General features: G+C 57.0%; 13 protein-coding genes. 6 read left to right on the forward strand and 7 right to left on the reverse strand.

All coding sequences use genetic code 11. The features are described 5' to 3' along the window. The first annotated feature begins 8 nt into the window (after positions 1-8). Positions 9-1,421, forward strand: coding sequence for a nitrogen regulation protein NR(I) (glnG, locus tag ACJ8IJ_RS23050; protein WP_015379452.1), 1,413 nt, complete (start codon positions 9-11; stop codon positions 1,419-1,421). A gap of 112 nt (positions 1,422-1,533) precedes the next feature. Further along, positions 1,534-1,656, forward strand: coding sequence for a YshB family small membrane protein (locus tag ACJ8IJ_RS23055; RefSeq protein ID WP_004931250.1), 123 nt, complete (start codon positions 1,534-1,536; stop codon positions 1,654-1,656). A 34-nt stretch (positions 1,657-1,690) separates the two neighbouring features. Here ACJ8IJ_RS23055 and hemN read toward each other — a convergent pair whose 3' ends face one another. Together hemN and yihI are read right to left on the reverse strand one after the other, a co-directional pair. Then, the gene (gene hemN, locus ACJ8IJ_RS23060; RefSeq protein ID WP_049187757.1) at positions 1,691-3,064 is read right to left on the reverse strand and encodes an oxygen-independent coproporphyrinogen III oxidase; all 1,374 of its coding nucleotides are present in this window, start codon (positions 3,062-3,064) and stop codon (positions 1,691-1,693) included. 182 nt (positions 3,065-3,246) lie between these two features. Next, the gene (gene yihI, locus ACJ8IJ_RS23065) at positions 3,247-3,789 is read right to left on the reverse strand and encodes a Der GTPase-activating protein YihI (RefSeq protein WP_015379455.1); all 543 of its coding nucleotides are present in this window, start codon (positions 3,787-3,789) and stop codon (positions 3,247-3,249) included. A gap of 734 nt (positions 3,790-4,523) precedes the next feature. Between yihI and yihA the strand changes: the two genes are divergently transcribed. Then, positions 4,524-5,168: a ribosome biogenesis GTP-binding protein YihA/YsxC gene (yihA, locus tag ACJ8IJ_RS23070; RefSeq protein WP_004931258.1), complete on the forward strand. Its 645-nt coding sequence runs from the start codon at positions 4,524-4,526 to the stop codon at positions 5,166-5,168. A gap of 278 nt (positions 5,169-5,446) precedes the next feature. On the opposite strand, the gene ACJ8IJ_RS23075 is transcribed toward yihA, so the two are convergent. Both ACJ8IJ_RS23075 and polA read right to left on the reverse strand, forming a co-directional pair. Next, on the reverse strand, positions 5,447-5,494 hold the full coding sequence (locus ACJ8IJ_RS23075) for a spot 42 RNA, inhibition of DNA synthesis (protein WP_071892919.1): 48 nt from the start codon (positions 5,492-5,494) through the stop codon (positions 5,447-5,449). A 180-nt stretch (positions 5,495-5,674) separates the two neighbouring features. Next, complete coding sequence (gene polA / locus ACJ8IJ_RS23080; protein WP_004931261.1) at positions 5,675-8,473, reverse strand: DNA polymerase I; 2,799 nt, start codon at positions 8,471-8,473, stop codon at positions 5,675-5,677. Between the two features lie 497 nt (positions 8,474-8,970). Here polA and ACJ8IJ_RS23085 point away from each other — a divergent pair, with 497 nt between their 5' ends. Further along, a complete protein-coding gene (locus tag ACJ8IJ_RS23085) occupies positions 8,971-9,867 on the forward strand; it encodes an acyltransferase (protein ID WP_015379457.1) in 897 nt (298 codons plus the stop codon). A 42-nt stretch (positions 9,868-9,909) separates the two neighbouring features. On the opposite strand, the gene dsbA is transcribed toward ACJ8IJ_RS23085, so the two are convergent. From dsbA to ACJ8IJ_RS23100, 3 genes are all read right to left on the reverse strand, one after another. Continuing rightward, complete coding sequence (gene dsbA / locus ACJ8IJ_RS23090; protein ID WP_004931264.1) at positions 9,910-10,533, reverse strand: thiol:disulfide interchange protein DsbA; 624 nt, start codon at positions 10,531-10,533, stop codon at positions 9,910-9,912. A 29-nt stretch (positions 10,534-10,562) separates the two neighbouring features. Beyond that, on the reverse strand, positions 10,563-11,549 hold the full coding sequence (locus tag ACJ8IJ_RS23095; protein WP_033631372.1) for a serine/threonine protein kinase: 987 nt from the start codon (positions 11,547-11,549) through the stop codon (positions 10,563-10,565). A gap of 98 nt (positions 11,550-11,647) precedes the next feature. Then, a complete protein-coding gene (locus ACJ8IJ_RS23100; protein ID WP_004931268.1) occupies positions 11,648-11,917 on the reverse strand; it encodes a YihD family protein in 270 nt (89 codons plus the stop codon). Positions 11,918-12,065: 148 nt separating this feature from the next. On the opposite strand from ACJ8IJ_RS23100, the gene mobA reads away from it, so the two are divergent. Together mobA and mobB are read left to right on the forward strand one after the other, a co-directional pair. Then, positions 12,066-12,656 carry a molybdenum cofactor guanylyltransferase MobA gene (gene mobA / locus ACJ8IJ_RS23105; RefSeq protein WP_442518942.1) on the forward strand — a complete coding sequence of 197 codons (591 nt, stop codon included), beginning with the start codon at positions 12,066-12,068 and terminating at the stop codon, positions 12,654-12,656. Then, a complete protein-coding gene (mobB, locus tag ACJ8IJ_RS23110; RefSeq protein ID WP_103086269.1) occupies positions 12,653-13,171 on the forward strand; it encodes a molybdopterin-guanine dinucleotide biosynthesis protein MobB in 519 nt (172 codons plus the stop codon). Before mobA ends, mobB begins: the two co-directional genes overlap by 4 nt. The last annotated feature ends 141 nt before the right edge of the window (positions 13,172-13,312 follow it).

Raw genomic sequence — 13,312 nt, forward strand, 5'->3', positions numbered from 1 at the left:
GGTTTGCAATGCAACGAGGGATAGTCTGGATCGTCGATGACGATAGCTCCATCCGCTGGGTGCTTGAGCGCGCGCTCACCGGCGCGGGCCTGAGCTGCGCCACCTTCGAAGGCGGCAATGACGTGCTGGAAGCCTTGGCCACGCAAACCCCCGACGTGCTGCTGTCCGATATCCGCATGCCGGGCATTGATGGTCTGGCGCTGCTCAAGCAGATCAAACAGCGCCACCCGATGCTGCCGGTGATCATCATGACCGCGCATTCGGATTTGGACGCGGCCGTCAGCGCCTATCAGCAAGGGGCCTTCGACTACCTGCCGAAACCGTTCGACATCGACGAAGCGGTGGCGCTGGTCGAGCGCGCCATCAGCCATTATCAGGAACAGCAGCAGCCGGTGCGCAGCCAGCCGGCCAGCGATCCGGCGGCGGACATCATCGGCGAAGCGCCGGCGATGCAGGACGTGTTTCGCATCATCGGCCGGCTCTCGCGTTCGTCGATCAGCGTGCTGATCAACGGCGAATCCGGCACCGGTAAAGAGCTGGTGGCACATGCGCTGCACCGCCACAGCCCGCGCGCCAAATCACCGTTCATCGCCCTGAATATGGCCGCTATTCCCAAGGATCTGATCGAGTCCGAGCTGTTCGGCCACGAGAAAGGCGCCTTCACCGGCGCTAACCAAATCCGTCAGGGGCGCTTTGAACAGGCCGACGGCGGCACGCTGTTCCTCGACGAGATCGGCGATATGCCGCTCGACGTGCAAACGCGCCTGCTGCGGGTGCTGGCGGACGGCCAGTTCTACCGGGTCGGCGGCTATGCGCCGGTGAAGGTCGACGTACGCATCATCGCCGCCACGCACCAGAACCTGGAGCTGCGGGTACAAGAAGGCAAGTTCCGCGAGGATCTGTTCCACCGCCTGAACGTGATCCGCGTACACCTGCCGCCGCTGCGCGAACGCCGTGAAGACATCCCGCGGCTGGCGCGCCACTTCCTGCAGATCGCCGCCAAGGAGCTGGGCGTCGAGGCCAAGAACCTGCATCCGGAAACCGAAACCGCGCTGACCCGCCTGCCCTGGCCGGGCAACGTGCGCCAGCTGGAGAACACCTGCCGCTGGCTGACGGTGATGGCCGCCGGGCAAGAGGTGCTGATTCAGGATCTGCCGGGCGAACTGTTCGAAACCGCCGCGCCGGAAAGCCCCAGCCACAGTCTGCCGGACAGCTGGGCCACGCTGCTGGCGCAGTGGGCCGATCGCGCGCTGCGTTCCGGTCATCAAAATCTGCTGTCGGAAGCGCAGCCGGAAATGGAGCGCACGCTGCTCACCACCGCCCTGCGCCACACCCAAGGGCACAAACAGGAAGCCGCGCGCCTGCTGGGCTGGGGGCGCAATACCCTGACCCGCAAGCTTAAAGAACTGGGCATGGAATAGGAACGGGGTGGATGATGAAAAACGCAGTCCGGCGCACAAAAAAACGCCAACCTCAGGCTTTACAGCCGGTGCGGGCGCAGTATGATCGTGTCGCACACTCTGGAGGTTGACGATGCTGGACTCATTCATCGCATTCATTTCTCAGGGCGCGGAGCTGGGCTCCGCCGCCAGCCACACCCCGCAGGCGGCGGTTGCCGCGGTGTTGTGCGCCGCGCTGATTAACTTCTTCAGTTAAAAAAACAGCCGCATCAGCGGCTGTTTTTTCATCCTCAGATCACCCGTGAGAACTGCTGGCTGCGCGCCTGTTGCCGCAGATAGCGGTCAAAACACATGCAGATATTGCGGATCAGCAAGCGCCCGCGCGGCGTCACGCGAATGCCCTGCTCGTCGCGCTCCACCAGCCCATCGCGTTCAAACGGCGCCAGCAGCTGCAGGTCTTTGGCGAAGTAAGCGGTGAAATTGATGCCGTATTGCCGTTCGAGCGGCTGATACGCCAACCGGAAGTTGCAGATCAGCGTTTTGATCAGATCGCGCCGCAGGCAATCGTCGTCCGTCAGCGCCAGCCCGCGCCACAGGGCGTTGCCCTGCGCCGGTACGCTGTCATAGTAACGCTTCAGCTCTTTCTGGTTCTGCGCATAGCTGTCGCCGAGCATGCTGATGGCCGACACGCCCAACCCCAGCAGATCGCTGTCGCCCTGGGTGGTGTAGCCCTGGAAATTGCGGTGCAGCTTGCCTTCTCGTTGCGCAATCGCCAGCTCATCGTCCGGACGTGCAAAGTGATCCATGCCGATAAACTGATAGCCGGCGTCAGTCAGGAACGCGATGCTCTGCTGCAGGATATCCAGTTTCTGCTGCGCGCTGGGCAGATCGGCGTCTTTGATTTTGCGCTGGGCGGCGAATAAATTCGGCATATGCGCGTAGTTGAACACGCTGAGGCGATCGGGATTCAGTTCAGCTACCCGCTGCAGGGTGAAGGCGAAGCTTTCCGGCGTCTGTTTCGGCAGGCCGTAGATCAGATCGATATTGGTCGAGCGGAAGCCCAGCGCTTTGGCCCGCTCGATCAGGGCGAAAATGAAGGCTTCATCCTGCTCGCGATTGACCAACTGCTGCACCTGCTTGTTGAAATCCTGCACCCCCATGCTCAAACGGTTAAAGCCTTCGGCGCGTAAATGATCGAGCACATCCAGCTCTATCTCGCGCGGATCGACTTCGATCGACATCTCCGCATCGGGCAGAAAATCAAAATGTTCGCGCAGCAGCGCCACCAGCCGGCTGATTTGCGCTTTGTCCAGGTAGGTTGGCGTACCGCCGCCCCAGTGCATCTGGCCAACCTTGCGGCCGGCGAACAGCGGCGCACGGCTGGCGATCTCTTGCGCCAAAACGTTCAGGTATTCGTCGGCCTTGTGCGTCTGGCGCGTCACCAGCTTGTTGCAGCCGCAGAAATAGCACAGCTTATGGCAGAAAGGGATATGCACGTACAGCGACAGCGGCCGCTCAGGGTAGCGCACCGCGGCGCGTTGAAACGCCGCTTCGTCGTAGCGCTGGTTAAACTCGAGCGCCGTGGGGTATGAGGTATAACGCGGCCCTGAGTAGTTATATTTTTGGATCAGGGCCAAATCCCAGACAATCGTCTGCTCTGACATGCTCACTCCTTCCGATATCTTTTTCTACCGGGCCGGGAGAGAGGCGGTTGTCTGCGCTGTCTGGCCACGGAAGCGCTGCGAAAACGCGCTTTGCGCTTAGACAGCCGCCATAGTTTACCGAATAACCACAGCAGATAACACATCAAGAGTAGGGCTATTGTCGGGATCAGCCACATGGCGCGTTAAAAGGCGTCCTTCGGGTTACCGCCTTTCAGCAGCTTCAGAATATCTTCCTGCTTCTCTTCTTCTTCCTCGTCGTCTTCATCGCCCAGCTCGATGCCCAGCACGTCCATCAGCACATCGATACGATCCAGCGTCTTGTCGACATACGCCTGCTCTTGCGCGTTCAACGTTTCGCCATCGTCGATGCGATCCAGCAGCGCGTTCAGGCGTTCGTCATTTTCCAGCTTCGCCAGCTCTTCTTCCGGCGACAGGCGCGGTTTCGCTTCGGCCTTTGGCTTCGGCTGCGGTTTGGCCTTCACTTTGGTTTCGTCGACCACCAGCGCAACCGGCACTTTACTGCCGATACGCGGATCTTTGGCTTCCGCCGCCGATTTGTTTTTCTGGCTGCCGGACTCAACCTGGGTGCGTGAACCGGAAGCGTGGCCGCGGCGTTTTTTCAGGCGTTTGCGCTCGCGCGCTTCCTGATCGAGCTCCATACGGCTTTTCTTTTTCGTTTTTGACTTCGCCGCGCTGCCGCGAGGTGCTTTTGATGGCTGGTTCATAGCGTGTGCTCTTAGGTATGTAGATTCAGTATAGAATTGCGGCGGAATCTAGCAGAAAGCGGACAAAGAAAAAAGGCGGCAGGTTAAACCTGCCGCCTATTTCGCACCTTCTTGCGAAGGGTATTCCTGTTACGCGCTCCTTGCGTACATGCAACATCCCGGTTTTTCCTTCTGCTATAACCGCATTCCCTGCCACTACGTCCTTCATCCTGAAAGGAAAATCGTCCATGGCGCAATCCATTCGCATCCGCTCTTCCCGAGCGCGCTTCCTGCGGGCATCCAAACTGCCGATACTTCACCATCCGATGTGCCTGCCGCCTATTCCGGTGCGAAAGGGTCACTTCCTTTTGCGTTCATCCTGGCACTCATTGCACACCCTGTGCATTCCCTGAGATTTGTCATCCTTCCCGGATGTTCCCTAATCCTGCGCAACCCTGCGTTAACGAGTACTTTACGTTATTGTTGCGAAGGCTCAAGGCACCTGACGCCGATTTGACTGACATTTCCACACAACGAAAAAACAACATGTTGTTTTTAAAATAAAAACAGAAATATTACTTTCGAATAAAGCGACATTACCCGCGATTCGAATGGCAAATGTCTCACAACGTACGGTCGGCTTAACTGTCGTTTTATCGCGCCCCGCCGCTTAAAAACGGAGAAACACGCCATTTTTACCGCTGATGCAGTTATAATCGCCAACCAGTTAGCCATCCTCACGGAGACGAAAAATTTTGACCAGCAAGAACTACAACTATCATGTGACCCATTTCGTCACCAGCGCACCCGATATTCGCCATCTGCCGGGGGATGCAGGAATTGAAGTCGCCTTTGCCGGCCGTTCCAACGCCGGTAAATCCAGCGCGCTGAATACGCTGACCAACCAAAAAAGCCTGGCGCGCACCAGTAAGACGCCGGGGCGCACCCAGCTGATCAACCTGTTCGAAGTGGAAGACGGCATTCGTCTGGTCGACCTGCCAGGTTATGGCTACGCCGAAGTGCCGGAAGAAATGAAGCGCAAATGGCAACGCGCGCTGGGCGAATACCTGCAGATGCGTAACAGCCTGAAAGGACTGGTGGTGCTGATGGATATCCGCCATCCGCTGAAAGATCTCGACCAGCAGATGATCCAGTGGGCGGTCGACGTCGGCACGCCGGTGCTGGTGTTGCTGACCAAGGCCGACAAGCTGGCCTCCGGCGCACGCAAGGCGCAGCTCAACATGGTACGTGAAGCGGTGCTGCCGTTTATGGGGGATATCCAGGTCGAAGCCTTCTCATCGCTGAAAAAGATCGGCGTCGACAAGCTGCGCCAGAAGTTGGACACCTGGTTTAACGAGATCCCGCCGGAAGTGCTGCCGGAAGAGGACATCGGCGAATAAGCCCTGATCGCACGCTTGAGCCGATGCCTAGCCGCATCGGCTTTTTTATGCCCGCAGATCGGCCGCAGGCGGGATTTTTTGTTATCTAATTACACTTTTGAAATAAAGCCATCATAAAGACTTATTGCCAAAACGGGCTTGTCTCGCCGAATTACGCGGATTGAGGGAGCGAAAGCTGAAATGAAAAGCGGGGCCGAGCGATAGGAAAAACGTATGGTTTGCTGCTGTTTTTACAATAAAAAACGCCCCAGTCAATACTGACTGGGGCGGCTAAATATTCAGCCAAATCCGATTACGTGAAGTAAAAGGTCTGAAAGATAGAACATCTTACCTCTGTACCCTACGCCTGTAACTCTACATCATTTTTTCGCAGGGAAAAAGAATTTTTTGTAGTTTACTTACACAATCTGCGGCGCAAGAACGGCGAAGTTGGGGAAACTATCGCCGCATCTTGTAGCTTAATTACGAAAAGTGCTTAGCTTCTCGCCAGTTAGCGCATACGGCGATCAGTGCGCTTCATCCCAGTTCATGCCGACGCCCACATCGACTTTCAGCGGCACCGCCAGGGCCATGCTGCCTTCCATCAGTTGGCGGATGCGCTGGCTGGCTTCTTCGATCACCGATTCATGCACCTCGAACACCAATTCATCGTGTACCTGCATGATTGCGCGCACCAACGGCTTCTCCTGCCCTTGCAGCCAGGCGTCGACCTCGATCATCGCACGCTTGATGATATCGGCTGCCGTGCCCTGCATCGGGGCGTTGATGGCGGCGCGCTCGGCCGCCTTGCGGCGCATGGCGTTGCTGGAGCGGACGTCCGGCAGATACAGACGGCGGCCGTCCAGCGTGCTGACATAGCCCTGCTCGGAAGCCTGCTGACGGGTGCGCTCCATGTAATCCAGCACGCCCGGGTAACGCTCGAAGTAGAGATCCATATAGCGCTGGGCTTCCCCACGCGGGATCCCCAACTGACGCGCCAGGCCGAAAGCGCTCATGCCGTAAATCAAACCAAAGTTAATCGCCTTGGCGCTGCGGCGCTGCTCGCCGGTCACTTTATCCAACGGCACGCCGAAAACTTCCGACGCCGTGGCACGGTGAATGTCTTTCCCTTCGGCAAAGGCCTTCAGCAGCCCCTCATCCTGTGACAGATGCGCCATGATGCGCAGCTCGATCTGCGAGTAGTCGGCCGCAACGATGCGGTAGCCTTCCGGCGCAATAAAGGCCTGGCGAATGCGCCGCCCTTCTTCGTTGCGCACCGGGATATTCTGCAGGTTCGGATCGCTCGAGGAGAGGCGGCCGGTGGCGGTCACCGCCTGATGGTACGAGGTATGCACCCGGCCGCTGACCGGATTGATCATCAGCGGCAGCTTGTCGGTATAGGTGGTCTTCAGTTTCGCCAGGCCGCGGTATTCCAGGATCACCTTCGGCAGCGGGTAGTCCAGCGCCAGCTCGGCCAGCACCTCTTCGTTGGTGGACGGCGCCCCGCCCGGGGTTTTCTTCAGCACCGGCAGCTTTTGTTTTTCGTACAGGATCGCCTGCAGCTGCTTGGTCGACGCCAGGTTGAACGGCTCTTCCGCCAGCTCGTGGGCCTGCGCCTCCAACTCTGCCAGACGCTTGGCCAACTCCTGGGAGTGGGCCGACAAAATGGCCGGATCGATCAGCACCCCGGTGCGTTCGATATGCGACAGCACCGGCAGCAGCGGCATTTCAATCTCATTGAATACCGTCAGCAGTTCCGCGCTCTGTTTCAGCTGCGGCCACATCGCCAGGTGCAGCTGCAGCGTGACATCGGCGTCTTCGGCGGCGTAAGGCGCCGCCTGCTCCAGCGCGATCTGGTTGAACGTCAGCTGGTTTTTGCCCTTGCCGGCGATCTCTTCGAAGGTGATGGTTTTGTGGCCCAGATAACGATCGGCCAGGCTGTCCATATCGTGACGGCCGCCGACGCTGTCCAGCACATAGGACTCCAGCATGGTGTCGTAGGCGATGCCGCGCATCTCGATGCCGTAGCGCGCCAGCAGGCTCATGTCGAACTTCAGGTTTTGCCCGACCTTGAGCGCCTTCTCGTCCTCCAGCAGCGGCTTGAGCGCCTCCAGCACATAAGCGCGATCCAGCTGCGCCGGCGCATCCAGGTAATCGTGCGCCACCGGCAAATAAGCCGCTTCACCCGGCGCGATCGCGAAGGACAGGCCGATCAGGTTGGCAGTCAGGGTATCCAGACCGTCGGTTTCGGTATCGAAGGCAAACACGTCGGCCTTTTTCAGCCGCGCCAGCCAGTCGGTAAAGGTCGCTTCATCCAGGATAGTGACATATCCGTCCTGGGACAGCTTGGCTTCCGCCAAGGCTTTCGGCGCTTCCACGGCGGCTGCCGGTTTGGCGACACCAGCAGCTTTCGCGCCCGCGCCTTTCTTGTTTTCCAGCCAGACGCCGGCTTCCACGTCCGCCAGCCAGCGTTTGAACTCGTACTGTTTGAACAGCTGTTGCAGCGTATCGACATCCGGCTCGGATACCGTCAGGTCCGCGCAGGTCAGATCCAGTTCGACGTCGGTTTTGATCGTCGCCAGTTTATAGGAGAGGTACGCGACCTCTTTGTTCTGCTCCAGCTTGGCCGCCATGGTTTTGGCGCCGCGGAAGCTCAGCGTGGCGATGTTCTCCAGATTGCCGTACAGCGCATCCAGCCCGCCGATCCCCTGCAGCAACGCCTGGGCGGTTTTCTCGCCCACGCCCGGTACGCCGGGAATGTTGTCCGATGAATCGCCCATCAGCGCCAGGAAGTCGATGATCAACTCCGGCGGAATGCCGTACTTGTCGCACACTTCCTGCGGGCCGAGGATCGTGTTGTTCATAGTGTTGATTAGGGTGACGTTCGGCGTCACCAGCTGCGCCATGTCTTTGTCGCCGGTGCTGATCAGCACCGCATGGCCGGCCTTTTCGGCCTCCAGCGCCAGCGTACCGATAACGTCGTCCGCCTCAACGCCGGGCGTCACCAGCAGCGGCAGGCCCATCGCCTTGACCATGCTGTGCAGCGGCTCGATCTGCGCGCGCAGATCGTCCGGCATCGGCGGCCGGTGTGATTTGTATTCAGCGAAGAGATCATCGCGGAAGGTTTTCCCTTTGGCATCAAACACCACGGCAACGTGGCTCGGTTGATACTGCAGCAGCAGGCTGCGCAGCATATTCAGCACGCCGTACATCGCGCCGGTCGGCTCGCCCGCCGAGTTGGTCAGCGGCGGGAAGGCGTGATAAGCGCGGTAGAGGTAGGAGGAACCGTCAACCAGGATTAGTGGGTTTTCTGCAATCTGGGCCATAGCGTTTCTTTATCGTGATCGGACATAGGGGTAAGCATGCCATAGCTGGCCGCCGGAGACGAACCTTAGCGTGCATTGCGGACGAAAATGATGTGATTGTGTGCGAGGATCCGCAAGATCTTACCTGTGGATAACTTTGTGCATAGAAAAGAGACCGAATTATAACGCTGCGATTATCGTTATAACGGCGAATAAAATTCCTATTTAAATCACCGCGTTAAAAGAACGAATTCCGGCGACGCTTTATTACTGGCATTTATTGAATTTGTGGATATAACTTTCGCCGGATTTTAATCGCACTATTAATCAAATTCGGCGCCTCAATTACCATAGCACAAGCTGGACAAGTTGCACGAAAACTCAGCAAATGGTTATCCATCGAGACGAAAAACAGTGATTTTTAGCGGCGCTTTACCCCGGCGATTTCTGTTAAAATGCGTTTTTGTTCATGCGCTTTGGCATGCAACGATGTTCCCAACAACCGTCAGCCCATAATCATGCCAAGATTGTTAACGCCTGTTATCTTTATCATTTCCGTCATACTTACCATTCTGGTGACGGTGTTGTGCTCCATCCCCATCACGCTGGCCGGCATCGTGAAACTCCTGGTGCCCATTCCCGCCGTTTGGCGATATATCTCGGCTTTCGCCGATTTCATGATGTGGTGTTGGTGCCAAGGGCTGGCGCTGTTATTGCGCATTAACGGGCAATTGCGTTGGGATATTGAAGGGCTGGAAGGGTTGGATCGCAAAAACTGGTATCTGCTGATCAGCAACCACGAAAGCTGGTCGGACATTGTCGTGTTATGCGTGCTGTTCAGAAATCATATTCCAATGAATAAGTATTTCCTCAAGCAACAGCTCGCCTGGGTGCCTTTTGTCGGCCTGGCCTGCTGGGCGCTGGATATGCCATTCATGAAGCGTTATTCCCGCGCCTATTTGCTCAAGCACCCGGAAAAACGCGGCAAGGATATCGAAACGACGCGCCGTTCCTGCGAAAAATTCCGCCAGCGTCCAACCACCATCGTCAATTTCGTCGAGGGTTCGCGCTTCACTGAAGCCAAGAAAATTAAAAGCAATTCGCCGTATCGCAATTTGCTGGCGCCCAAAGCCGCCGGCATCGCGTTTACGCTCAGCGCGCTGGGTAATCAGTTCGACAAAGTGTTGAACGTTACTCTGCTCTATCCGGAAAATAACCAGCGGCCTTTTATGGATATGCTGTGTGGGCGGCTGACGCGTATCGTGGTGAGAATAGAGACGCTGCCGATCGATGAAACCCTGCACGGCGACTACTTCAACGACAAACAGTTCAAGCGGCGCTTCCAGCTGTGGCTGAATACGCTGTGGCAGGAAAAAGACCGGTTGCTGGATAAATTGAAGCGGCAATACGGATAAAAAAACGCCGGCGATGCCGGCGTTTTTCATGTTGAATCAGGCTTATTTCTGCTGGCTGAGGAATTTAACCACATCGGCGAACTGCTTCACGTAAGCGTCCATCGAGCTGGTGTCCAGGCCATCGTTTTTAACCATGTATTTGCCGTTGACGAATACCGCCGGCACGCCGCGCAGCTGCAGATCTTCTGCGGCTTTCTCCTGTTGAACCACCAGAGATTTCACCACGAAGCTGTTCCAGGCCGCGTCATAATCTGCGGCGGTCACGCCCGCTTTCACGAAGACGTTGCGGATATCGTCCGGCGTTTGCACGGTCTGGGTTTTCTGCACCGCTTCAAACATCAGCGGGCTCACCTTGTCTTCCACGCCCAGCGCCATCGCCACCGCCCACGCCTGAGTCAGCTGTTTGCCCAACGGCCCCAGGAACTCCACGTGGTACTTGGTCATTTTGGTGCCGGCAGGCAGCGCTTTCTTTACGTTCTCAGACACATGATAGACCTGCTCGAACTGGTAGCAGTGCGGGCAGTAGAAGGAGAAGAACTCCAACACCTGCGGCTCGCCGGTCACCGGTTTGTCCAGAGTCACATACTGAGCGCCATCGCTAAACTGTGCCGCCGAGGCACTGAATGCCATCACCATGCCAACGAGCGCCAACCATATTTTTTTCATAAGACTAAACTCTCCATTGTGTTAAAGCTTCAATACATTGGCGTCAGCTGCAGAGGGGGCTCCTGCAACAGCTTAACCTGTTCGGTGAAGGCCGCAGTCTGAGACAACCAGAAATCAGACTCCGCCATCCACGGAAAACTCTTAGGGAAGGCCGGATCCTGCCAGCGGCGAGCGACCCAGGCCAGGTAATACACCATGCGCATCGCCCGCAGTGGTTCAATCAACGCCAGCTCGCGCTGATCGAACTCGGCAAATTCGCTATACGCCTCCAGCAAGACATCCAGCTGCATCAGTTGATCGCGACGTTCGCCGTGCAGCAACATCCACAGATCCTGCACTGCCGGGCCGTTGCGCGCGTCATCAAGATCGACGAACAGCGGGCCATCGCGCCACAGAATATTGCCCGGATGGCAATCACCGTGCAAACGGCGCGGCTGCCAGTTCAGATGCCAGTGCGACTTGATCGCCGCAATCAGATTATCCGTCGCCTGCAGGAACGCGTCACGCTGCGTTGCCGGTAGCAGCTCGCAATCGGCCAGCACCTGACGCGGGGCGGTGAGGTACTCTTCAATCCCCATCGTTGGCCGCTCAGCGAACAAACGCTCACCGCCGACCTGGTGGATACGCCCCAGAAAACGGCCCACCCATTCCAACTGATCCAGATTGTCTATCTCGTATTGCCGGCCCCCCACGCTGGGGAACAGGGCAAAGAAAAAGCCGCCGTGCGTATGCAGCGTAGCGCCTTGCAACGCCAACGGCGCCACCGCCGGGATCTCTGCGCCGGCCAGATCCAGAGCGAACTGATGTTCCTCACCGATCTGTGCGGCGCTCCAGCGCTCCGGGCGGTAAAACTTCACCACGTAGCGCCGGCGATCTTCGTCCATAAACTGATAGACGCGGTTCTCGTAGCTGTTCAGTGCCGTCAGGCCGGAATCGACGCGCAGGCCAACTCCTTCTAGCGCGTCCATAATCAAATCGGGCGACAGGGTTTCGAAATTAAAAGCAGAGTTATTCATAACGTTCGTTTGATCGCTGACAGCACGGTGCCGGGAATGAGAAATAGTAGCATTAATGGCGCATTTCACGCGCTATGCTTTCTCGCACCGCACGAGGATCAGTCCTTGATAACGCCGCGAGCGCGCAGCAGCGCCGTTTTAAAATCTTCTTCGTAATCTTTCTTCAGACCCGGGATCTGATCCGTGCCGGCGCTACCGCGCATTTTCAGGTGATAAATGAGAATATCGTCGCTCAGTTCGGACAACTCGCCCTGGAAGCCCGCTTCCTTCGCCAGCTTTTGCAAAAACTGCATCAAATTGAGATCGGGATCTTCCTGCCAGGCCGGGTGCAACAGCTCGATCAACTCGTTTACGCGATGCGTTTTCATCTCAATATCGTCCAATAGCATGAATAAACTCACAAAGTAACAGGCTTACCCACACAGTGAAAGAACCGGCTTGTCAATAAAGGTAAATCCTGATGTCACGCCTGCTTTAGCGCTACAATCAGCCCATCGACAAGGCGGGATAAACGAGATGCATAAAGAAATCAACGGCGTCATTTTGGCCGGTGGACGGGCCACGCGTATGGGCGGTGAAGACAAAGGCCTGGTGTCGATTGGTGGTATCGCACTCTATCAACACATATTGGCTCGGTTACGGCCGCAGGTGGCTTCCATCGTCATCAGTGCCAATCGCAATCAGGCATGTTACCAGGCGAGCGGTTTGCCGGTGATTGGCGATCTGACGCCCGATTTCGCCGGGCCGTTGGCCGGTATGCTGGCCGGGCTCAAGCAATCTTCCAGCGAATGGGTGGTTTTCGTCCCTTGTGACGTCCCTGACTTTCCCGCTGACTTAGTGGCACAACTCTGGCGGCAAAAAGGCGCAGCGCCGGCTGCCTTTGCCAGCGATGGCGAACGTGATCACCCAACGCTGGCGTTACTGCATACCCAAATAGCGCCGCAGCTGGCCGACTATCTGGCGCGCGGTGAACGCAAGTTGATGCTGTTCTTGCATCAGATTAACGCACAACGCGTGGTGTTCATCGGACAACAAGCGGCATTTCATAACCTGAATACGCCGGAAGACTGCCGACATTGGCAGCAAACACGAGAGTTAAAGAAATGAATCGTTCATTGCCCCCCTTGCTGGCCATCGGCGCCTACAGCGGAACGGGGAAAACCACCCTGCTCAAACAGCTGATCCCGTTGCTGAAACAACGCCAGGTAAGGATTGGACTGATCAAACATACGCATCACGATATGGATGTGGATACGCCGGGTAAAGACAGCTATGAGCTGCGTAAAGCGGGCGCCGAGCAAACGCTGGTCGCCAGCGATCGCCGCTGGGCATTAATGACCGAAACGCCGGAGCAACAACCTTTGGATCTACGCTACCTGGCAGAGCGTTTTGATGCCGATAAGATCGATTTGATTCTTGTTGAAGGGTTTAAACATGAGCCGGTCAGCAAAATCCTGCTTTATAGGGCCGAGATCGGCAAACCGTTGGGAGACATGTTGGATCAGTTTGTCGTGGCGGTAGCCAGCGACCGACCACTATCCATCTCAGCTAAGCAGCTGGATCTCAATCAACCGGAAAGCATCGCCGACTTTATTGTCGAGTGGTTGAAAGGCGCAGCGTAGCTGCGCTTTTTTACGTATTGCACATAGCAAAAAGCCCTGAACGTCAGTTCAGGGCTTTCGGCTTTATTTGATGCCTGGCAGTGTCCTACTCTCGCATGGGGAGACCCCACACTACCATCGGCGCTACGGCGTTTCACTTCT

The sequence above is a fragment of the Serratia sp. CY40230 genome (genome assembly GCF_052168835.1).
Classification (GTDB): domain Bacteria; phylum Pseudomonadota; class Gammaproteobacteria; order Enterobacterales; family Enterobacteriaceae; genus Serratia; species Serratia nematodiphila.

What these genes read in the sequence shown, in the direction of transcription:
- glnG (WP_015379452.1), top strand. Translation starts at nt 9, where the DNA reads ATGCAACGAGGGATAGTCTGGATCGTCGATGACGATAGCTCCATCCGC.
- ACJ8IJ_RS23055 (WP_004931250.1), top strand. Translation starts at nt 1,534, where the DNA reads ATGCTGGACTCATTCATCGCATTCATTTCTCAGGGCGCGGAGCTGGGC.
- hemN (WP_049187757.1), bottom strand. Translation starts at nt 3,064, where the DNA reads ATGTCAGAGCAGACGATTGTCTGGGATTTGGCCCTGATCCAAAAATAT.
- yihI (WP_015379455.1), bottom strand. Translation starts at nt 3,789, where the DNA reads ATGAACCAGCCATCAAAAGCACCTCGCGGCAGCGCGGCGAAGTCAAAA.
- polA (WP_004931261.1), bottom strand. Translation starts at nt 8,473, where the DNA reads ATGGCCCAGATTGCAGAAAACCCACTAATCCTGGTTGACGGTTCCTCC.
- ACJ8IJ_RS23085 (WP_015379457.1), top strand. Translation starts at nt 8,971, where the DNA reads ATGCCAAGATTGTTAACGCCTGTTATCTTTATCATTTCCGTCATACTT.
- dsbA (WP_004931264.1), bottom strand. Translation starts at nt 10,533, where the DNA reads ATGAAAAAAATATGGTTGGCGCTCGTTGGCATGGTGATGGCATTCAGT.
- ACJ8IJ_RS23095 (WP_033631372.1), bottom strand. Translation starts at nt 11,549, where the DNA reads ATGAATAACTCTGCTTTTAATTTCGAAACCCTGTCGCCCGATTTGATT.
- ACJ8IJ_RS23100 (WP_004931268.1), bottom strand. Translation starts at nt 11,917, where the DNA reads ATGAAAACGCATCGCGTAAACGAGTTGATCGAGCTGTTGCACCCGGCC.
- mobA (WP_442518942.1), top strand. Translation starts at nt 12,066, where the DNA reads ATGCATAAAGAAATCAACGGCGTCATTTTGGCCGGTGGACGGGCCACG.
- mobB (WP_103086269.1), top strand. Translation starts at nt 12,653, where the DNA reads ATGAATCGTTCATTGCCCCCCTTGCTGGCCATCGGCGCCTACAGCGGA.